This window comes from Amycolatopsis sp. NPDC004079, from assembly GCF_040610415.1.
Lineage (GTDB): Bacteria > Actinomycetota > Actinomycetes > Mycobacteriales > Pseudonocardiaceae > Amycolatopsis > Amycolatopsis halotolerans.
Genome location: NZ_JBEXMH010000005.1, coordinates 159,721 through 179,472, shown reverse-complemented (window position 1 = coordinate 179,472; position 19,752 = coordinate 159,721). Strand labels below are relative to the sequence as shown.

18 protein-coding genes are annotated in these 19,752 nt (G+C 70.0%); 9 read left to right on the top strand and 9 right to left on the bottom strand.

Features of this window, described 5'->3' with window-relative positions:
- Positions 1-267: 267 nt before the first annotated feature.
- The gene (locus ABZX37_RS07635) at positions 268-1,887 is read left to right on the top strand and encodes an alpha/beta hydrolase (RefSeq protein ID WP_354737019.1); all 1,620 of its coding nucleotides are present in this window, start codon (positions 268-270) and stop codon (positions 1,885-1,887) included.
- A 339-nt stretch (positions 1,888-2,226) separates the two neighbouring features.
- Here ABZX37_RS07635 and ABZX37_RS07630 read toward each other — a convergent pair whose 3' ends face one another.
- The 3 genes from ABZX37_RS07630 to ABZX37_RS07620 all read right to left on the bottom strand — a co-directional run bounded on the left by ABZX37_RS07630 (position 2,227) and on the right by ABZX37_RS07620 (position 4,526).
- The gene (locus ABZX37_RS07630) at positions 2,227-2,778 is read right to left on the bottom strand and encodes a hypothetical protein (protein ID WP_354737017.1); all 552 of its coding nucleotides are present in this window, start codon (positions 2,776-2,778) and stop codon (positions 2,227-2,229) included.
- A gap of 320 nt (positions 2,779-3,098) precedes the next feature.
- Positions 3,099-3,764 (bottom strand): hypothetical protein, encoded by a 666-nt coding sequence (locus tag ABZX37_RS07625; protein WP_354737015.1) that lies wholly within the window; start codon positions 3,762-3,764, stop codon positions 3,099-3,101.
- 153 nt (positions 3,765-3,917) lie between these two features.
- Positions 3,918-4,526: a VanZ family protein gene (locus tag ABZX37_RS07620; protein ID WP_354737013.1), complete on the bottom strand. Its 609-nt coding sequence runs from the start codon at positions 4,524-4,526 to the stop codon at positions 3,918-3,920.
- A gap of 352 nt (positions 4,527-4,878) precedes the next feature.
- Here ABZX37_RS07620 and ABZX37_RS07615 point away from each other — a divergent pair, with 352 nt between their 5' ends.
- The 5 genes from ABZX37_RS07615 (at position 4,879) to ABZX37_RS07595 (ending at position 11,564) form a co-directional block, all read left to right on the top strand.
- Positions 4,879-5,100 carry a DUF1905 domain-containing protein gene (locus ABZX37_RS07615; protein ID WP_354737011.1) on the top strand — a complete coding sequence of 74 codons (222 nt, stop codon included), beginning with the start codon at positions 4,879-4,881 and terminating at the stop codon, positions 5,098-5,100.
- 354 nt (positions 5,101-5,454) lie between these two features.
- Positions 5,455-7,632, top strand: a complete 2,178-nt coding sequence (locus ABZX37_RS07610) for a trehalase family glycosidase (RefSeq protein ID WP_354737009.1) — start codon at positions 5,455-5,457, stop codon at positions 7,630-7,632.
- A 949-nt stretch (positions 7,633-8,581) separates the two neighbouring features.
- On the top strand, positions 8,582-9,316 hold the full coding sequence (locus tag ABZX37_RS07605) for a dihydrofolate reductase family protein (RefSeq protein ID WP_354737008.1): 735 nt from the start codon (positions 8,582-8,584) through the stop codon (positions 9,314-9,316).
- 44 nt (positions 9,317-9,360) lie between these two features.
- Positions 9,361-10,344 (top strand): GTP cyclohydrolase, FolE2/MptA family, encoded by a 984-nt coding sequence (locus tag ABZX37_RS07600; protein WP_354737006.1) that lies wholly within the window; start codon positions 9,361-9,363, stop codon positions 10,342-10,344.
- The gene (locus tag ABZX37_RS07595) at positions 10,341-11,564 is read left to right on the top strand and encodes a hypothetical protein (protein WP_354737004.1); all 1,224 of its coding nucleotides are present in this window, start codon (positions 10,341-10,343) and stop codon (positions 11,562-11,564) included. The genes ABZX37_RS07600 and ABZX37_RS07595 overlap by 4 nt, the downstream gene beginning before the upstream one ends.
- On the opposite strand, the gene ABZX37_RS07590 is transcribed toward ABZX37_RS07595, so the two are convergent.
- From ABZX37_RS07590 to ABZX37_RS07580, 3 genes are all read right to left on the bottom strand, one after another.
- Positions 11,561-12,862 (bottom strand): DNA methyltransferase, encoded by a 1,302-nt coding sequence (locus ABZX37_RS07590; protein WP_354737002.1) that lies wholly within the window; start codon positions 12,860-12,862, stop codon positions 11,561-11,563. The two genes, ABZX37_RS07595 and ABZX37_RS07590, sit on opposite strands and share 4 nt — an antisense overlap.
- 80 nt (positions 12,863-12,942) lie before the next feature.
- Positions 12,943-13,905, bottom strand: a complete 963-nt coding sequence (locus ABZX37_RS07585; RefSeq protein WP_354737000.1) for a 2OG-Fe(II) oxygenase family protein — start codon at positions 13,903-13,905, stop codon at positions 12,943-12,945.
- 27 nt (positions 13,906-13,932) lie between these two features.
- Entirely contained in the window at positions 13,933-14,784 is an 852-nt protein-coding gene (locus ABZX37_RS07580) for a mycofactocin-coupled SDR family oxidoreductase (protein ID WP_354736998.1), read from the bottom strand.
- 75 nt (positions 14,785-14,859) lie between these two features.
- Here ABZX37_RS07580 and ABZX37_RS07575 point away from each other — a divergent pair, with 75 nt between their 5' ends.
- A complete protein-coding gene (locus ABZX37_RS07575; RefSeq protein ID WP_354736996.1) occupies positions 14,860-15,690 on the top strand; it encodes an LLM class F420-dependent oxidoreductase in 831 nt (276 codons plus the stop codon).
- A 13-nt stretch (positions 15,691-15,703) separates the two neighbouring features.
- Here the strand turns inward: ABZX37_RS07575 and ABZX37_RS07570 are convergent, their stop codons facing one another.
- Entirely contained in the window at positions 15,704-16,408 is a 705-nt protein-coding gene (locus tag ABZX37_RS07570) for an FkbM family methyltransferase (RefSeq protein ID WP_354736994.1), read from the bottom strand.
- Between the two features lie 950 nt (positions 16,409-17,358).
- Here ABZX37_RS07570 and ABZX37_RS07565 point away from each other — a divergent pair.
- Together ABZX37_RS07565 and ABZX37_RS07560 are read left to right on the top strand one after the other, a co-directional pair.
- Complete coding sequence (locus ABZX37_RS07565; protein WP_354736992.1) at positions 17,359-17,571, top strand: hypothetical protein; 213 nt, start codon at positions 17,359-17,361, stop codon at positions 17,569-17,571.
- Positions 17,572-17,698: 127 nt separating this feature from the next.
- On the top strand, positions 17,699-18,157 hold the full coding sequence (locus ABZX37_RS07560; protein ID WP_354736990.1) for a hypothetical protein: 459 nt from the start codon (positions 17,699-17,701) through the stop codon (positions 18,155-18,157).
- Positions 18,158-18,316: 159 nt separating this feature from the next.
- Here ABZX37_RS07560 and ABZX37_RS07555 read toward each other — a convergent pair whose 3' ends face one another.
- Together ABZX37_RS07555 and ABZX37_RS07550 are read right to left on the bottom strand one after the other, a co-directional pair.
- On the bottom strand, positions 18,317-18,565 hold the full coding sequence (locus tag ABZX37_RS07555; RefSeq protein ID WP_354736988.1) for a hypothetical protein: 249 nt from the start codon (positions 18,563-18,565) through the stop codon (positions 18,317-18,319).
- Positions 18,566-19,181: 616 nt separating this feature from the next.
- On the bottom strand, positions 19,182-19,679 hold the full coding sequence (locus tag ABZX37_RS07550) for a hypothetical protein (RefSeq protein ID WP_354736986.1): 498 nt from the start codon (positions 19,677-19,679) through the stop codon (positions 19,182-19,184).
- Positions 19,680-19,752: the final 73 nt, after the last annotated feature.

Here is a 19,752-nt window from a genome sequence, read left to right as displayed (position 1 = left end):
GCTGACTGCAGCCGGTTCGCAGCGATCGGCCCGCTGCCGACGCGGCCAGACCGTCTTGGCATGCCGCACGATCACGGGCGTCGCGGCATGCCAAGACGGAGAAACCGCGGTACCGCTGTTCGCCGGACTGCGGCAGCATCGCCGGGACTGTCCGGTACCGATTCGATCGCGGCACTCCGCGCCACCGACCAACGGCGGTTGTCCCGCCCTGGCCAGCGCTATAGGAATAGCCCGTTCACTGGCGAAATACCCAAAAGGGGCAACCATATGAGACGACTCCGCTACGCGGTGGTGATCCCGGCGATCGCCGGCACCTTGCTGGCCGGCTTCACGCCCGCCTTCGCGGGCCAGGAGGCCGCCGCCGGCAAGCAGCCGCTGAACTCGACCGGCATCCCCGCGCAGTACGCGAGCCAGAAGCTGGACTGGCACCTGTGCGCGGTCCCCTCCGAACTGCCGACTCCCCCGCCCGAGGGCGCCAAGGACATGGAGTGCGCGACCTACAAGACGCCGCGCAACTGGTACCAGCCGAACGCCCAGATCGACCTGACCATCGCGGTCAGCCGGCTGAAGGCGACCAAGAACGCGACAGCCAGCGTCGTCACGAACCCGGGCGGCCCGGGAGCTCCCGGACGCAACTTCCCGGCGCGGCTGCGCAACCAGGCCAAGCTGCGCGAGCACCAGGAGATCGTCGGATTCGACCCGCGCGGCACCGGCAAGAGCACCAACATCACCTGCGGCGGCGCCATCGGCACCGGCTCGGACCTCGACCCGCGCGACCGCAGCAAGCAGAACCTGAACCTGATCCTCCAGGCGACGAAGTACGCGGCGCTGTCCTGCCAGCAGAAGTCCGGCGAACTGGGCCCGCTGATCAACACCGACCAGACCGTCAAGGACATCGACCTGCTGCGCGTGCTGCTCGGCCGCGACAAGATCAACTGGGTCGGCTACTCGGCGGGCACCTGGATGGGCGCGCACTACGCGCAGGCCTTCCCCGCGCGCACCGGCCGGTTCGTCCTCGACTCCTCGACAGAGTTCACCACGACCTGGCAGAAGTCGTTCGACGCGCAGCCGCTCGGCTTCGAGCGCCGCTGGCGGCAGGACTTCCTGCCGTGGATGGCGAACTACGACAAGCTCTACCACTTCGGCACCACCGGCGAGGCCGCCCACCAGACCTACGAGCAGCTCCGGTACGCCCTGACCCAGAACGCGGTAACCCTGCCCGACGGATCGCACGTGTCGGCCAACGGTCTCGACTCGTTCATCGCCGCGCAGATCTACTCGAAGCGCGCCTTTCCGGGGCTGGCCGACTACCTGGTCAACGTCCGCGCGCTGACCCAAAGCACCACTTCGGCCCAGGCCAAAGCGTCGGCCGCGCAGCGGGTCAAGGCCGCCGACAAGAGCACCACGACGTCCGGCCCGCAGCCGCTGATGGTCCCGGCCGACGGTGACTCCTACGACGCCTCGTTCTGGACGATCCCGTGCAACGAAGGCCCGTGGACCGGCTCGCCCCAGAGCGCCGTCAAGCAGTCGCAGAAACTGATCGACCGGCAACTGCCGCTGCTCGGCGCCGGCTGGTTCATCCAGCCGTGCCTGTTCTGGAAGAACACCCCCGCCCCGCTGCCGGTGCTCAACGGCAAGGGCGTTCCGCCGGTGCTGATCGTCGAATCGGAGCACGACCCGGCGACGCCCATCGAGGGCGCGCGCCGCGCACACAAGGCATTCGACAACTCGCGGATGCTGACCATCACCGGAGAGGGCGACCACGGCATCTACGCCGGCGGCAACGCGGGTGTGGACAACGTCGTGGAGGCCTACCTGGTCGACGGCGTCGTGCCGAACGACCAGAACCTTCCCGGAATGCCGCTGCCGGTACCTCCGGGAGCCTGACCCCGCAAGGGCCTTTCCGGCCTTGAGGAATCGGCATCGTCGGCCGGGCATCGAACCCCGCTGCCCGGCCGACGCGCTGTGCCGCCGAGTTGCGACCGTCACCGATCACTGGTGTCGAACGAGGTATCGGTCGCTGCGGCGGGAATGATGAGTCCGCTGCGAATGCGGTAGCTGATCGTTTTCTCGCTCGACGCGTGGACCTCCGTCCACACCGACCGCGCAGGTCACTCCCCGATGAGGCGAATCCTCACCGTTTCGTCTCCGAACCTCGCTTCAGCTCGTTCAACCGACCGCACCGAACACTCTCTCCCGGCGCGAAAGCCTCGCCGCACCAACGGGTTACTCGGCACCGGGATTCGCCAGCAGGGCGTACTCGTCTTCCGCGAGTTCGCGCACGGCCTCGACCCGGTCCTCGTCGGTGACGTCGACACGAACTGCCTGGCCGAGCCTGCTCGACCGTGTCTCGGCGGGCAACGTGGAGACGAGATCCGCGAACAGTTCGCCGAACACGGCCGGGTCACCGCGTTCGCCGAGCCGGACGAGCACCTGGTCGGCCAGCATCCGCAGCAACCACAGGCGACGCTTCGTCTCGCTCGTGAAGTCGACCAGCCGGATCGGCAGCGGCCAATCCGACCGAGTCAGGAAGTCGGTGTCCGGGTAGAGATCTGGAGGCTCCGGACCAGGACAAAGCCAGACACCCGCCCCGTCGCCCACCGCGTCGAACTCCCGCTTGTCCAGTTCGACCAGCTCCTCGATCTCGCCGGGCGAAACCTCGAGACCGTCTCGCGCACGCACCAGAACCGACAGCTCGGCCGTCGACAACGGACAGCAGAACTCCTGCAGCAGGGCGAGAACCGATTCCCGCACGACGGCGGATTCCCGCTCGTCCATGTCATTCCTTTCGTTCCGCACGGCGGCCTCAGCAGCGGTTCATGCCGCGCTTGTGCTGCCTCTAACTATTTATGACAGTTATTCGAAGTCGGTTGCGGTGGTGCCGGTGGCTTTACTGGCGAGAGTGCCGCGCGCTGTAGCTGTAGGCGATGAAGCCTTGGCTGACCAGTTGGTTGCGGGCGCTGTAGGTCGCGGTGACCTTCCCGGCTTGGGTGCGGTTGCCAGCTGCGCGCCCACCCGGTTCCTTGCCCTCGCCAACCAGGAGACCTGATCCCCTCCAGGCGGTGTTCCAGACCTTTGGCCGTGTGCCTTCCAAACCCCTAGGCCCGGCGGTGCAACTCGCCCGCGTAGGTGTTGATCGCGCGCCGAATCCGCACCGGATCGCGAAAGTTCCAATTGTCCAGTATCTGCACGCGACCAGGGATTCCGTTAATGCTGCTCGACTCGCCCTTCCAGCTGAACTCCGGTGCGTCGGCATTCGCCTTCACCCAGAGCCCGCCCGAGTCTTCGGACCAGATATTCGCCAGGTGCGTCCACGGAATGGTGAGGTGCTCGCGTGCGGTGCGCCTGTTCTCCCGGAAAGAGATTTCCAGGTACGCGGGAGCGAACTCCGCCCAGTAGTAGAACGTCCACCAGGAGTTCACGGAGATACCGACGCAGAACACGGCCACCAGGAGCATGCCGACCGCGGCCGGAGTCGAATACCAGCGGTCGCTCGAAAACCAGAACAGGGCTGTCCCGGTGGCGCCGAGGAACACTCCCATCGTCATCCAGATTCTCGAGCCGCCGCCGTCGCCGTCAGACCGGATTCGCACTTTCTGCGAGCTGCTGGCAACACCGCCCTGCGCCAACTGGATCGCGGTCAAGACCGCTGCCACTCCCAGTCCCGCGGCGACCGTCCCCACGCTGTTGCGATCGCTGGCCAGGTTCACCAGGTAGGCCGCGCCGACGGCGCAGACGGCACCGCACAGGATCCGACCGACCATGAGACTCCCCACGCGGCGTCAAAAGACGCCTCAGCTTGCCCACCGTGCATTCATCCGCGGGCAGGACTGCCCACCACAATCTCTGGTCGGCCGCGCTTCTGCTGGTGTTACGGCCCTGCGCTGGCCGTAGTCACCGTTGCGGCGGTCTACGCGCTAACGCTGATCGCGGGCGCGCGAGTCGGAGTTCCCCGGGCGAGCCTTAGCGCGAAAATCCTTCAGCCCACCGGGAGGTGTCGCGCTGGCGGCCACGGTCTCGGTCCCTTCGCGCGGGCGAGGGATCGTCGGGGACAGCGCACACCAGAGACCGCGAGTCAGGCGCGCGCTGGCGGTGGCGCCGATGGTGTTCAACAGCACGTCGTCGGTGGCACTGACCCGGCCGGCGTCCAACAGGTACTGCACGGCTTCGATTCCGATCGAGACGAGCGCCGCCGCTGCTGCTACTCGGGCGAGCGACCGCAGCCACTGCACCCGAAACGGGACCAGCGCGGCGAGCGGCGCCAGCAGCACCAGGTTGCCCGCGATCTGCCAGCCCGCGTCTTCTCCCAGCGTGGCGACGTCCTGGCCGGGGATCAGATGCAAGGTGCTGCCTTCGGCGTCCCCGGCGGGCGCCGTGACCAGGACGACGACCAGTCCGCCGCAGAGCAGGATCGCGGTGTCGATCGCCGCGGTGAACGTCGCGACGGAGGCCGGCCAGCGCCGACTTCGACGCACCGCCAGCACGACCCAGAGGATCTGCGACAGCGGCAGCGCGACGACCGTCACCGGAATGAGGCGTTCGACCACCGAGTCCACCCTGCACCCCTCCCCTGACCACCCCTGGCAAGATCACCTTCGCATCGGCCGGGAAGGGTGTCTCGTCGTCACGATCACCCGACCTGGTGGAGGCCGCGCCTCGGCCGTCGCACCGAATGCCGTGTCTTGCAGCGGGATCAACCAGCCCAAGGCTCGGTGACCGGTTAACGCAATTACGCCGGTCGTGTAGCCGAAGAGAGGGTGAATTCCGGGACGAGCGCGACACGCCGCCACCCGGGTGCGCGCTGCTCGCGGATCGTCCGGAACCCGTCGGTGGCGCGTGCGAAGCTGGCGACGTGGAAGTGCACTTCGACGCTGAACTGTGGATCTGGGACGCGCGGCGGACCGGGAACCGGGCGGGCCGCGCCGCGGGTTCGGATCGATGCGCGTGCAGGTCGGGGGCGGCACCACCACCTGGCGGACATCGGTCTTCCCGGACAGCACGCGCGGCTACGTGCTCCCGGTGAAGCGCGCCGTGCGCAAGGCCGAGAAGCTCGATCCCGGCGACGTTGCCCGGGTGATCGTGACGGTCCTCGACCTCTGACGTCGGAGAAGGCGGTCCGCCCGCCGGAGGTGTGCGGGGGCGTTCGTTGTTACGCGCGTGATCAACTTGACGAATGCAGAGAAATTTCGAGCTGCGCAAGGCGGTAGTGCCAGCCACCGCCCCGCATGCAGATGGTCGGCCGCGGAAGGCAGGGACGCGGTGGGGAACCGTGTGGCTCAGGGTGCTCGGTCAGGGTCGGTCGATGGGCGGGCCGACGGGAGTCGGCACCGCGACTGCCGCCAGTCGGCCAGCCTGGTTGTCATGACTTTGCGTGCGAGGTTGTCGGCTGGCGGGCACACAGCAAAGGTCCGCGGCGCTTTGGCCGGATCGATTCACTCGCTCAGGAAGGTGTTCATGTTCCGTTCGCGCACAGCTCTCGCGGCGATCACCGTCGGCGCCGCTCTTCTTCTCCCGCCCCCCGCGGTCGCGTCTGAGTCCTCCGGGAACGAGGCCGCCTCGTCCTACGCGGACGTGCTCGATCTGCAAGGCGTGCCCACCTCGGCGCTGCCCGGCTCGGCCGGCGGCGATGTCAGCGACATCAACGTGTTCGCCGACCGCGGCGCGTGGCACGCTTACGCGCTGCCCAAGGCCGGCGACACCGCGTCCTACGGTGCGTTCACCGGGCCGCTGTACCTCGCGCAGGAGTACCCGTGGTGGCTGAGCGCCGGTTTCAGCCGGCTCGACCTGAGCGAGGCCGGGCACCCGATCAACCTCGCTGACGCTCGCGACCCGGCATTCAGTTCGCTGCCCGGCGCGCTGCGGCAGAGCTTCGAGGTCGACGGCCTGCGCGTCGTCATGGAACTGCGCTACGCCAGCAACCGCACCGCGCTGGTCCAGGCCACCGTGGAGAACACCGAGCACCGGTCGCGGTCGGTCGGCGCGGGCTGGAGCGGCACGCTGCTGCGGCCGGACGCCGGACCCCAGCACGGCGCTCCCCGGCTTTCCGCGACCAAGGACGGCGTCGCGGTCGGCGTCGCCAAGGTGCGCGAAGCGAACGACTACCTGACCGACGGCACCGAACGGTTCCAGGTCGTTCACGCCGACCCGGTGACGACAACGGTCACCGGCGACGCGTACACCACCACGAGCGACGCACCCCTGCTGCTCGGCCCGCACGGCCGGCGGACGCTGAACTGGACCGAGTCCTACACCTTCACCCCCGCCGAGGCTGCCGCCGACGCGTCGGCGGCGAGGCGCGCGTTGGCTCAGCCGTGGCGCACCGTCGCCGAGGACGACGCTCGCTGGCGCGGCTACGTCGCGGCGGCCACCCGCGGGGTGCCGCCGAACCGGCAGCGGCTGGCGGTGAAGTCGGCCGAAACGCTGATCACCAACTGGCGAAGTCCGGCGGGCGCGTTGAAGCACGACGGCATCACGCCCGCGATCTCCAACAAGTGGTTCAACGGCCTGTGGGCGTGGGACACCTGGAAACAGGCGGTCGGCACCGCCGTGTTCGATCCGGCGCTGGCCGAATCCCAGATCCGGTCCATGTTCGACTACCAGGTGACCGCGGCGTCCGCGGGCCGCCCGCAGGACGCCGGGATGATCCCGGACGCAGTCTTCTACAACGACCCCGCCCACGGCGGCGGCAACTGGAACGAGCGCAACTCCAAACCGCCCCTCGCCTCCTGGGCGGTCTGGTCGGTCTACCAGCGCAACGGCGATCTCGGGTTCCTGCGCGAGATGTACCCGAAGCTGGCCGCCTACCACGCCTGGTGGTACCGGGACCGAGACCACGACCACAACGGCCTCGCCGAGTACGGCGCCACCGTCGATCCGGCCAACGCGACCGCCGAGGACAAGCGCCTGGCGGCGGCGTGGGAAAGCGGAATGGACAACGCACCGCGCTTCGACGCGAAGCTCGGCGCCACCGCCGTCGACAACACCTCGCCGAGCGGACAAGTCGTCGGTTCGTCGCTCGCCCAGGAGTCGGTGGATCTCAACTCGTACCTGGTGATGGACAAAAAGACCCTCGCGCTGATCGCCGACCGGCTCGGCGACCGCCGGGCGGCCCGGTCCTACCGCGCCTCGGCGGCCAGCGTCACGGCCGCCGTCCAGCGCACCATGTTCGACCCGGCCACCGGCTGGTTCTACGACACGGAACTGGGCACCGGCCGACGGCTCACCGCACGCGGCAAGGGAATCGAAGGCGCCATCCCGCTGTGGGCCGGCGTCGCCACCCCCGGCCAGGCAGCAGCCGCGCGGAAGAACCTCCTGTCCCCCAACGAATTCGACACCCGCATGCCGTTCCCGACCACCTCGGCGAGCTCGCCGTACTACCAGCCGACCGGCTACTGGCGCGGCGCGGTGTGGCTGGACCACGCGTACTTCGCCTTGACGGGCTTGCAACGCTACGGATACGGCACCGACTCAGCGGCACTCGCCGACCAGCTGCGCTCCAACGCGGCCGGCCTGCTGGACAACGGGCCGCTGATGGAGAACTACAACCCCGCCACCGGCGCGCCGATGAATTCGCGCGGCTTCAGCTGGTCGGCGGCGATGCTGCTGGCACTCGACCACCCACAGCGAGGCTGACGCCGGGACCGCCCGTCGCGCCGGGGCCGACCGCAGAAAGCGGCCGGGCCCGGCGTTGCGGGGTGCGGCCGAGAAGACGGGTGGCGAACACACTGGGTCGCCGAACTTCTCCGTTTGCGCGCAGGGTGGCCGAGACCCGTCGGTCTCGGAGGTGTCCTTCACCCGCAGGGCGACGGCACGATGACGTCCTTCGAACGGCTGGGCAGGAGCGCCGTCCATCACGGCCGGTGAAACTCGCGGGCTTTCCGGCCCCAGGAACCAGATTCGCCTCCAGTTCCCCTCGACTCCGCCTCACCGCGGCCCGTAAGGCCTATCCCCGGGCGGAATTGGCGAGAGCCGGGATTCTGTCGGCAGGAGCGCCGAGTTCGGGTCAGCGCGCGCCGAGTTGTCGTCCGTACCCGGCGGCCCCGGTTCGGGTCAGTCGCCTTCCGGAGAGTCCCGGCGGTACCGGGCCAGCCATTCCCGGCTCACGTCGTTTCCCGGCCGGCGCGTAAGCGGCCGCACCGGCCGGTCGCTCTCGCCGCTTCCGCGAAACAGACCGCGGCTGCGGTCAGAAGAAAGCCCCGCACACCACCGGCTTCCCCGCACGAGCCACCATCGCGCGGGTGAACGCCGCCAGCGCCGAAGTCGCGTTCCTGGAAGGCAGGAATCGGCTCCAACCCAGGTTCTGCCGCGTGCTCCGCCGACGGAGTTGTGGTCTCCGCGGATTCGCGTGGCCGACGCCCGCTCGCGTCTGTTTCCGAAGGGCCCGCGCACGCGAACATGCGCGGCGTAGGGCGAAAGAGCGCGTGCGGGTGCTGTGCCTTGACGCGGAGGAGGCTTCGGCTCCAGACTGTTGGTGCTCATAGCACTGAATGCTCATGAAATCGGCACGGTCGCTCGTGTAGGCATGGCATCGACAGGTCGCTGAGGCAGGGTTTACGCGGCATGAACCCGCAAGGCTCGACTCGTGAGTGAGAACGCAAGCGTGGCAGCGTGTCTGGCCGCTTCCGCGGACGGGCGGATCTGGCATCCGGAAGTTCCGGTGCTGGGCTCCGACGACGATCGTCAGGTGCTGGAGGCGGTCCGGTCGCAGGCCGACGTCCTTCTGTACGGAGCCGGTACGGCGCGAGCGGACAGCCGCCGGCGGATCCAGTTCCGGTACGAGCGGTACGCGGCGGTCGCCGCGGCACGGCTCGCGCGGCCCGTCCCGCCGATCGCGGTGCTCTGCCGCTCGCTCGATTTCGACTTCTCGTCGCAGTTCTGGACCTCTGACTGCCCCATCGCGGTGGTGCGGGACACGTCCTCGGCCCCGTCGGCATCGCCGCCGGAAGGCGTGGAGCTGCTCGACGTGAAGCCCGAAGCGTCCGGGAAGCCGCCGTTGGCGGTCGTGGTCCGGGCGGTGGCCGCGTGGGCGCGGCGCGTGCTCGACGGCGCGGCGGACGACCGCGCGGTCCGGGTGCTCTGCGAGGGCGGGGGCGGTCTGGTCGGATCGTTGGTGCGAGCGGGGCTGCTCGACGAACTCTTTCTCACGGTGACGCCGTGGGTGCTGGGCGACGGCGGCACGCCCGCTGTCTCCGGAACCGTCGCGCCGGCACGGCTGGCCTTGCGCGAGTGGCGAGCGGGAGCCGACGGGGAGATATTCCTCCGCTACTGCCGGCCGGGGGCGGCCCGCTGGGCGCCCGAAGGGATCACACAGCCGTGACCTCCGCCTGAATTCCCCACGTTCGCCAACCGAAGGAGTCTCCGGTGACTGCCGTCCCGGCCGCGAAGAACAAGGTGCCCGCCGCCGACTGGGAACACGACGTCCCCGCCCAAGCGCCCGAGATGCCGCTGGCGGTGGACGAAGTCTCGATTTTCAACCAGAGAGCGCCGTTCACGGTGACCGATCCCCTCTTCGGCAGCGCCGTCGTCCTGTGCGACGTGGTGGTCGGCTGCACGCTGACCGAGCGGCAGCGCGGCATTCACATGTCCAGGATGGAAACCGCGATGGGAGACGCCTCCCGCGGATCCGGAACGCTCGCGAACGCGGCCTCGCTCGTCGCCCGGCAGGTTTCGGGGACCCAGCGGATGCCGGACAGCTGGGCCAGCTTGCGCGGCGAATGGATCCTCGCCAACCAGACCCGCGTGACCGGGCTGCCGTCGCGCGACCGGGTCGTGCTGGGCGCGGCCGCGCGGCTGGCCCCGGAAGCCGGACGCGTCGAGGTCAGCCTGTCGGCGACGACCATGACGGCGTGCCCGTGCATGCAGGCCTACGCTCTCGACGATCTGCTCGCGCACTTCGGTCGCGACAACGGCTCTCCCGAGGAAGTCGCCGCGGCTCGTTCCGCGGCCAGGGCCGAGGTTCCGGTGGCGACGCACAGCCAGAAAGGGCGGGTCACGGTGACAGTGAGCGTTCCCGCTGCCCCGGACGGCAGGTGCGCGGTTCCGGTCCCGATGTACGCCGACCTGATGGATGTCGTCGGCGACGGGACGACGTTGACGAGCGAGATGCTCAAGCGGCCCGACGAGTACGAGATGGTCAAGCGGGTCCATCTTCGCGCCCAGTTCGTCGAGGACGTCGTGCGGGACACAGCGGCGGCCGTCGCGCGTCACGCCGCCGTCGCGTCCGAAGCGACCCTGACGGTGGCCGCCGAGAGCTACGAAAGCATTCACGGGCACGACATCCGGGCACGGCTGACCCGTTCTGTGTCCGAGCTGCGCGCACGGCTCGGCGACGCCGCGCCGCGGTGAGCGCTTCGACAGGCTTGTGGATCGTCCGGCTGCGTGCGGAGCGCTGCGCCCGCGGCTGGGACGAACGCGCCGCTGTCGCGGAGCTGGGCAGGCTGCTCCCGAAGGGCACCGGCCGCGGACTGAACGAGGACGCCTGGCGCGCCTGGGAAAACGGCAGACGTCCCCCGGCGGGAGTCCGGCCTGCACTGGCTCGCCTCTTCGGCACTGTCACGACAGGTCTCTTCGCCCGTGCGGCACCGCCTCGCACCGGGTTGTCGCCTTCCGAGCGGCGGCGGGTGGCGTCGCTGGTGCGGGCGGGCCGGGCCGGAGAGGCGCTGGAAGGGTTGACCGTCGTGGTCGACCACCTCTGCGGCGACTACCCGACGAGGTCGCCGGCCGAGCTTTCGGGCGAAGCCCGGTGGTGGACGGTGGTGCTCCGCGCGGCCGACCTCCCGAGCCTGCCGCGCCACGTCAGCGCTGCTCTGCGTGCGCTGGACGGCTGGCTCACGCTGCTGCGGTCGTCCGTCGAGTACGACCAGGGACACGTCCGCCGTGCCCGGGAACTGCGCCGCGCGGGCCTGGAGATCGCCGCCCGGTCGGGCGACCGGCGGATGACCGCGTGGGGGCACGAGATGGGCGCGTGGTTCGCGTTGACCCAGGGCCGCCACGACGATGCCCTCGCGGAGGCGTCCGCGGCCCAGAAAGCCGGTTCCTCGACTCCGGTCTTCTCCCAAGCCTCCGGGCTCGCGGCGCGCACCTGGGCCCGGCTCGGCGACCCGGAGCGGGCCGACGAGTGCCTGAAAGCCGCTCGCGAAGTCCTCGAGTCGTTGTCCGAGGCGGTCGATCCCGACCACCAGTTCTCCGTCGACCCCGGCCGGTTCGAGTTCCAGCTGATGGATTGCGAGCGCGTGCTGGGCAGGACCGCGCTGGCCCGGATCCACGCCGAGCAGCTGATCCGGCTGGGCACGCTCGCGGACGGGACCGAGCGGACGCCGCTGCGCAATGCCGAAGCGCGGATCGCGGTGGCGACGGCATACCTGCGGGACGGGGAGCCGGAAGTCGCGGCCGAGATCGGGCTGCGTGCCTTGGCCTCCGAACGCCGGTCCTTGCCGTCGCTGGCGATGGTGGCCGAAGAACTGGCGCGAGAGTTCCGCACCCGGTATCCGGGCGACCCGGGAGCGCGCGAATTCCGCGAAGCGGCGCAGGTACTGCGACGTCAGGTCGACGCCGCGGGGCCCTAGCCGCGCGACGTCAGGTTTCGGCCACCGGTCGCGGTTTCCGCGGTCAGAAAAGCGAAACCGCCGTCCAACGGCGGAGCAGATCCGTTGTCCCACGCGCCGTCCAGGACCCGCCGCAGGCGCGCGGCGGTCAGGCGACGTGCCACGGATTCCGCCGGGCCGCCGAAGCCCTGCTCGATCAGGAGGAAGGTCCGTTGCGCGCCCGTGCGGCGGTTGAGCCGGAGCACGGCGTGCCCTGTGGTGCCCGATCCCGCGAACGGGTCGAGGACGCTGCCGTCGGTCGGGCACCACAGGGCGATCAGCCGCTCGAACAAGTGCGTCGGCTTGACGGTGCGGGCGGCGAAACCGTGCCCGGGACCGAGAATGGCACCGAGTTCGGCGGCTCCGGTCGGGCCGGGGATCTCGTCCGCGCTCCAGTGCACCGCGCCGAGGGCCGCGGGCGGTTCGCCGTCCGCCCGGCCGGTCGGGCGGCCCGTCAGCCCGCGCTTGAGTTCCTCGAGGTAGACCTTGAGCTGCGGCGGATCCTGACCGGACTGTCCGAAGTGGACGCGCGGCCAGCTCCCGCGAGCCAGCACGCCCTCGGCCGCGGAACGCGCGGTCCCGGCGTCGGCCGCAGGTCGCGCTATGGGACCGTCCGCGTCCCGCGCGAGGAGGAACGGGCAGCCCCAGCCTCCGAGTTCTTCTTGCAACGCCTGGGTGTTCGTCGCCCACGAGCCGGGAAGCGGGCGGTGGGTCCGGCCGGTGAAGGGCGACTGGATCGCGACCCGGCTGCCGTCCAGCGGGCCTCGCACCCGCAGCGGCGCGGGCCGCCAGAAGCGCGGATCGCCGTCGACGCGGGCGTAGCGCGGGTCCTTGGCCTCGTCGGGCGGCGGCGCGCCGCCGGTCTCGCGCGCCGGGTCGTGGACGTAGGCCAGGACGTGCTCGACCGCGAGGCAGACGGGTTCCGCGCCCTCGCTCGGCGTGTAGGGATGTTCCCAGCTGATCAGGGCCAGCCGGTTGCCCTCGCCCAGCATCGTGTCCAGGAGCAGGCCCAGCCGGAAGAGTTCGCGGTGGTCGACGCACACCGCCAGGACGCCGCCGGGGCGGAGCAGGGCCCGCGCCGCTTCGATCCTGGGCCGGAGGAAGCGGATCCACTTCTCGTGCCGGTCCGGGTCGTCCGCCTCGACGAGGCCGGTGCCGTCCGGTCCGCTCCAGAAGTAGTTGCCCGCGTTGAACGGCGGATCGGCGAGCACCAGGTCGAACGCGCCGCGGTGGGTGTTTTCCCACGCCCGGAGGGCTTCGAGGTTCTCTGCCTCCGCCACGGCGTTCCGGCTCCGGTCCGCTCCGTGCCCGAGCCGGGGAACTGTCCGGAACGAGTCCGGCCAAGGCTGTCCGGCGACGGTCATCGCTCGGTGAAGGACACGTGCCCCGCCCGCACGCGGTCGTCAAGGTAGGAGAACGCTTCGGCGGTCTGGGACCACAGGTGCTGGCCCGCGACGACGGAGCCGCGCGCGGGGCGGCCGGCGCTGACGAACTGCGGGCGCGGGGCGACGGCGGTCCAGTAGTCGACGGTGCAGAACACCGGCCAGGAGCAGCGGTCCCCCGCGGTCTGGCGGACCCGGTGCGTGGTCGCGGGGAATTCGCCGTTGGTCCAGATCTCCATGAGCTGGCCGAGCGTCACGGCCAGGCGGCCGGGGGCCGGGGGCGTGGCGATCCACTCGCCGCCGGCCGTGAACTGCTCCAGGCCGGGCGAACTCGCCCGCAGGATGGTGAAGCATTCGTAGTCGGTGTGCTCGTGGCAGGCGGAGACATTTTCGTCGCGGTCGTCGTCGGGCGGGTAGTGCAGCAGGCGCATGGCTGTGCTCGGCTGTTTCAGATACGGGTCGAAGTAATCGGGCTCCTCGCCCATGGCGATGGCGAGGCCGCGGAAGACCGCGCGGGCCACCGTCAGCATGTGCGCGAAGTACTGCTCGACCGGCTCGCGGAAACCGTCCAGCCCGGGCCACTGGTTCGGGCCTGCCATCGGGTCTCGCCCGCATCCGGCCGGCAGTTCCCGGGCGAGTTCGAACACCTCGTTGTAATCGGTTCCGCCGTGCTCCTCCCCCAGCGGAGCGAAGCCCCGGTGGTACTTCGAGCGGTCGATGTGCACCGCCATCCGGGCGGCGAAGGGCTGGGCGAAAAAGGCGCGGGTGGCCCGGTCGACCGCCCGCAACAGGCTCGCGCCGGGCATCGCGCCGCTGATGGTGAAGGGCCCGACCTCGGTGACAGCCGCCCGCATCCGCTCGCCCGCCGCTCGTTCGGCGGAGTCGCCGGTCCGGGCCAGCAAGGGGGTGATGTCGATGTCGGGGATCGATGACGTGCTCACGTGGGCGTGCCCTCCTCCGAAACGGTGTCAGCCGACGAGGAACCCCCCGTCGACGGGAAGAGCCGCCCCGGTGACGTACCGGGCGAGGTCGGATGCCAGCCACACGACGGCATGCGAGACATCGCCGGGATCCGCCAGCCCGAGCGGCAACGGGCCGCCGAGCCGCGTGCCGATTCCCGTGCGGTCGTAGTACTCCTCGGTGCTGGGATTGGCGACCATCACCGTGTCGACCCCGCCCGGCAGCACGGCGTTGACCCGAATCCCTTGGGGGCCAAGGCTGTTGGCGTAGGACCGCATCAGCCCCAGTACCGCGTGCTTGCTCGCCGTGTACGCGATGGCTCCCGGGGAGTCGCCGCCGACGCCGGACAAGGAGAAGGTCGAGCCGGTCACGACCACCGCGCCGTGCCGGCTCTCGAGCAGGCACTCGCGCGCCGCCTCGACGGTGTGCCACACGCCGGTAACGTTGACGTCCAGGACATCCCGGAAGACGTCGGGGTGGCCGCCGTCGAGAGCGACCGGCGCGATGCCCGCGTTGGCGACTACGATGTCGCAGCCGCCGAACTGTTCAATCCCTCGACGGAAGGCGGTCTCGAGATCCGCCCGATCGCGCACATCGGCTTGCTCGGCAACGATTTCGCGCCCTAGTTCTCGGACCAGGCGCGCTGTTTCGTCGAGATCCGCTTTCGTGGACAAGGAATACGGCACCGACTCGATCGGGCGGGCCAGGTCGACGGCGATGACGCTCGCTCCCTCGCGGGCGAGCGCGACGGCGTGGCTTCGTCCCTGCCCGCGTCCCGCACCGGTGACAAACGCGACCCGGTCAGCGAGAAGACCTTGCGCGGCAACAGTTTTCGGCTGCGACGTGCTCTCGCCCGGCATTTCCCGATTGTCTCACACGGGGTGCGGGCGATCGAGGCTTGACGCGGCCGAACCGCGGCCCCTTACCCTGGGCGGATGCCCTCCTCGGAGCCGGACTCGCGGCCGGCGAGACGGATCAGGATCGGCGCGCACCTGGAGCCGGAGCACGTCGGCTACCGGGAAATCAGGACCGCGGTCGGAATCCTGGAAAACCTCGGCGTGGACATGATCACGACGTGGGACCATTTCTTCCCGCTGAACGGGGACCCGGACGGCCGCAATTTCGAGTGCTGGACCATGCTGGCCGCGTGGGCCGAACAGACCAGCGCCGTGGAGATCGGGCCGCTGGTGAGCTGTGCGGCATACCGCAACCCGGACCTGGTCGCGGACATGAGCCGCACGCTCGACCACATCAGCGGAGGACGGTTCGTGCTCGGCCTGGGCTCGGGATGGGCCGAGCGGGACTTCGCGGAATACGGGTACGAGTTCCGCACCGCCGGGGAGCGGGCGACCGTCCTCGACCAGGCCCTCCCCCGGATTCGAGCCCGCCTCGCCCGGCTGAACCCGCCGCCGGCCCGGCGGATTCCGGTCATGATCGGCGGAACGGGCGAGCACCGGACCTTGCGCACCGCGGCCCGGCACGCCGACATTTGGCACGGCGAGGGAACTCCCGAGGAACTCGCGCGCAAGCACGCGGTGCTGGACGCCTGGTGCGCCCGGGAAGGGCGTGAACCGGCGTCGATCGAACGCGCGGCCATCACCGACGAGTCGCCCGGCCCCGTCCACGGGTACGGCGACCGGATCGCGGCGACCGGAACGACGCTGATCGCCGTGGGCGTCAACGGGCGGCGCATCACCGAACTGGACAAGATCCGGGACTGGGTGCGGTGGCGCGACCAGCGCAACCTCGACCGCCCCCGGGAATGACTTCGACGCGCGCTCACGGCGTTCGGCGGTTGCGGAAGACGCCGTCGACCATCAGCATCCGCCCGTCCTCGAGGTCCCCGTGGTTCTGCTCCACGGCGACGAGGTCGAACCCGAACCCGTCGAGCGCGTGCAGCACCTCCCCGAGACGCGGCCCGCCGCGGAAGTTCGGCGCGATCGAAATCTCCAGCTCCACCAACGACACCTCGGGCAACACCGACCGCGCACCGCGCAGCACGGCGAGTTCGTACCCTTCGACGTCGACCTTGAGGAAAACGCTCCCCGAGCAGCCAAGGCCAGCCCAGACCGCGTCGAGGCTGGTCACCGGGACCAGCTCGGTGGTGCGCGCCGCCGCCCCGGGCCAGTGGGCGACCACGTGCGGCGAAGGCTCGAGCGCCGAAGAGAACTCCGACTCCCGCGTCACGGTGAGCTCCAGCTGCCCGGAACCCTCGCCCAGCGCGGTGCGGCGGCATTCCCAGGCGTCGTCCCCGGCCGAGTTGCGGGCCAGCTCTTCGAAGACTTCCCGGACCGGCTCGAACGAGACGATGCGCCCGGCGTACCCCACTTCGCGGCGAAGCCATCGCGCGTACTGCCCGGTATTCGCACCGACATCGAGCACCGTGGATATCGCGGACAACAGAATCTGCCGCCGCCGTCGAGGCGGCATCGGCACGTCGCCGCACGGAGGAAAGTCCGGTGACTGCTGGAGTTCGGCAACCATGGCACCCCGATCCCGCGCACTGTCCGCGGAGTCAAAGAATACGCTCGACGCTGCCCACACCTAAGCCGCAGCCACTTCGCGCCCGCTCGGATTCCCCCGGCGGACGCGGCCCCGCTGGTCTGCAGGAGCTTCCTCGCCGGACCCGCTGCCGCGGAACCGAAAAATACCCTCCTGGTCAACGAGTTCCTGCCCGGAGTCCGAAGATCGTGCGCACCGCGACCGACGGGGGCCACACACAAGACACCTCGCGTCGCTGCTGCTCTGGGTCCGGACCATCCGCCGCGGCTACCTCGCCGCACCCCTCTGCACCGCACGCCGCGACGCCGCACCCGCCCACCACCTCGCGCAAGGACCCGCCACGCCCGACAATCGCGGCCGACCTCCTAGACGCTCTCGCGGCCTACCAGACCGACCTCGAACAGGCCGTCGACCAGTTCCGGGATCCGCACGACGAACACCGCCGCCGCACCGCCCAGGCTGTGTTCGCGCTGAGATGCGATCGCGTTTCTCCGCGGCCGCCGACCGCGCCCGGCATGGAACCGGTCGGCACACGCTCGTCCCCCGCGCCGCACAACTGAATATTCCCGCTCCATTTTTCAACCAGTTCTGCACGACGTTTTCTCCGGACGGGACAACGACTGCGTGCGTGAGTCTTCGCCGAGGAACCGCACGTCGTCGCGGGCTTTCGGCAGGCAGTCGGCGACGAGTTGCGATGCGTGCGGCGCTTGCCGGATGCGCGCGGGTGTGCGGCAAGGGGCTGTTGGTCACCGGTTTGCGGTAATTCCGGCCCCTGCAGGTGATCTCGGGACTGCGGGAGCGTGGGCGTCGGCAAGTCACGGCCGGCCTGTTCGTCGATGTACCGAGGTGGCTGGGAAGCGAGCGCCCGGTCGTGACCGATGCGGTTCTGGCAAATGGGCCGCCACACGGGCGCCGAAGGAGAAACCGCTCCCATGACGCATTTCATGCGAGTCCGGGGAATCTCGGAAACCGGTGCGGGACGCTCGCCTCGTCGCGGACCCCGCTGTCTGGCTGTGCTCGCCGCGGCCGGGCTGCTGGCCCTGCTCGGGCTGACGGCCAGCCCCCACTGGGACCGCACCTGCCGCCACCTGAACGTCACCCTCACCGACGGCAGCACCCACACCGCCGACTTCCGCTTCCACTGACCCGCTGTCCCACACGGCTTCCGCCGCGAGGCCGACAGCGGACAACCTGGGTTTCACCCACCGGCTTCGCGGCACCCGGCAGGGAAACCGTCCCGGCCGGGACGAACACACCCAAGGGAGCAATTCGATGTCCAGCTTCGCCCGCAGAACGCTGATCCTGACCGCCGCCGTGCTCACCGGCGCCGCCGTGCTCACCGGCGGGGCGGTCGTCGCCAGTTCCGCGCCGGAACCCGCCTCACCAGCCTGCGCTGCCGCCACCCTGCGCGGCACCTACCTGTTCGCCGGCGACGGATGGTCGCTCACCGGCACCGGCACCGTCCCGCTCGCGTTCGCCGGTTCGGAACACTTCGACGGAGCCGGTCACGTGCAGGGAATCTCCAGCACCAATACCAATGGAGTGCCCAGTTCGCACAACGCGTTCACCGGCGTCTACACCGTCGCCGCCGACTGCACCGGAACCCTCGTCATCGGCGGCAGCCTGCACTTCGACCTCTACCTCGACCCCTCCGGCGACAGCTTCGTCTACGTCCAGACCGACCACGGCGCAGTCAGCGCCACCACCGAACACCGAGCCACCCGCACCTGACCCACCGAACAATCGACCCCGGCGTCCGCCGCCTTCCCCGCCCTTGAGCAAGAAGGCGGCCCCGCCAGGCTCGGCCGACTCGCGAGTCCGGATCGGCCCAGCCCCAAGAATCCCGGCCAGCCGGTGACGCCCACGACGAACCGTCGCGGGCGTCGCCGGTCATTTGCCGGAGTGGTCGATCACGTTGCCGTTGGAGCAGTTGTTGTGATGCTCGCCGACCCACGCGCCGAGCGCCGGCACGACGGCGAGTTCTTGGATGCAGACGTCGGCGGCGGTGAAGTTCCAGTTGTTGGCCGCGTTGACGCCGACGCCGAAGTTCGAGTCGTTGTCGGCCGCGGCGGGCGTGGCGAGCAGTACGGGCACGCCGACGGCGAGCACGGCGGCGGCGACCTTAGCGGGCAGAGACACAGGGGCTCCTCTCGATCTTGCCGGTAGTGGCGAACGAGGTATCGGTCGCCACGGCGGGAATGATCAAGCCCGCCGCGAATGCCGTACCCGATCGTGTTCCGTTCGATGCGGCGTCTGCCGCCGAACGCTGGTGGCAACAAGGGAAATGCGTGTGCCAGTCGCTGTCGGCAGGCACACACGTGACCGGGCGCGTCAGTTGTCACCGCCGCGGCAGGCGGGCATCGGACCTGACGTCCGGCTGCGCGGTTGTCGTCTGCCGTGTGCTGTCTCCGCGACCGCGCAGCGACGGATCGCGGCCTCGGCCGGACGGCAGCGTCCGTTCCCAGCACGTTTGACAGCCGCAGACACCATGGCATCAAAGGAAAACCGCTCGCCGTGATTGTCGCGCTTGCGGCGCGGATCCGCCCCTGCCCGGACACGGTCCCTTCTCCGACCCCGACCGGGGACTGGTGCGGGGGTGGTCCCGGGCAGAGCCCCGCGAACTGGTGCCTGGTGCTGTCTTCCCCGAGCGTGCGGGGGTCCTCTCCGGAGGGCCAGCACCAGTCGCTGGCGGGCAAGGCGAAGCCAGGACGGGTTGAACATGTTTCCTTGGGCGGTCCGGGGAACCACGCGTCCTTCAGCCCTGCTGCGCGGTGCGGACCACCTCCAGCAGGCGGTCCGCTTCATCGCCGACGAACAACGCCAGCGGCGCGATCAGCATCCCGTTGGAACGGTGGCCAGGGTTGCTGCTTTTCTCCCGATCGCCGAACTCGACGGCCCGGCCGCCCCGGTAATCGGTGACAGCGGCCTTCGCCAGGTCCGACAGGCGCTCGGCGCGACAGATCGGACGTCCCCACCACGTTGCCTCGACCAGGACCCGCCGGGTGGTCACGGTGTAGCGGCCGCGCGTGAGAGTCGCCTTCATCCGCCACCGATCGGCCACTGTGAAGAACAACGTAGTGAGGCCCGACTGGATGGCGACGCCCCAATTCCAGGCGGACCCGAGCGCCGCGAGTCCGATCAGGTATCCGAGCAGCAACACCCACAGCCACCGGGGCCGCTTCCGGGACGGGGAATGGCCGGTCCACAGGACAGTTTCGCCGGGTTCCAGCTCCTGCGGTCTTCGTCCTCCCATACTGAGCGCATACCCAGTCGGCCCTCCCCCGACTCATGATTTCCCCATCCGGTGAGACGCCTTCCGGCGCGGG

What these genes read in the sequence shown, in the direction of transcription:
- ABZX37_RS07635 (WP_354737019.1), top strand. Translation starts at nt 268, where the DNA reads ATGAGACGACTCCGCTACGCGGTGGTGATCCCGGCGATCGCCGGCACC.
- ABZX37_RS07630 (WP_354737017.1), bottom strand. Translation starts at nt 2,778, where the DNA reads ATGGACGAGCGGGAATCCGCCGTCGTGCGGGAATCGGTTCTCGCCCTG.
- ABZX37_RS07625 (WP_354737015.1), bottom strand. Translation starts at nt 3,764, where the DNA reads ATGGTCGGTCGGATCCTGTGCGGTGCCGTCTGCGCCGTCGGCGCGGCC.
- ABZX37_RS07610 (WP_354737009.1), top strand. Translation starts at nt 5,455, where the DNA reads ATGTTCCGTTCGCGCACAGCTCTCGCGGCGATCACCGTCGGCGCCGCT.
- ABZX37_RS07580 (WP_354736998.1), bottom strand. Translation starts at nt 14,784, where the DNA reads ATGCCGGGCGAGAGCACGTCGCAGCCGAAAACTGTTGCCGCGCAAGGT.
- ABZX37_RS07575 (WP_354736996.1), top strand. Translation starts at nt 14,860, where the DNA reads ATGCCCTCCTCGGAGCCGGACTCGCGGCCGGCGAGACGGATCAGGATC.
- ABZX37_RS07570 (WP_354736994.1), bottom strand. Translation starts at nt 16,408, where the DNA reads ATGGTTGCCGAACTCCAGCAGTCACCGGACTTTCCTCCGTGCGGCGAC.
- ABZX37_RS07565 (WP_354736992.1), top strand. Translation starts at nt 17,359, where the DNA reads ATGACGCATTTCATGCGAGTCCGGGGAATCTCGGAAACCGGTGCGGGA.
- ABZX37_RS07560 (WP_354736990.1), top strand. Translation starts at nt 17,699, where the DNA reads ATGTCCAGCTTCGCCCGCAGAACGCTGATCCTGACCGCCGCCGTGCTC.
- ABZX37_RS07550 (WP_354736986.1), bottom strand. Translation starts at nt 19,679, where the DNA reads ATGGGAGGACGAAGACCGCAGGAGCTGGAACCCGGCGAAACTGTCCTG.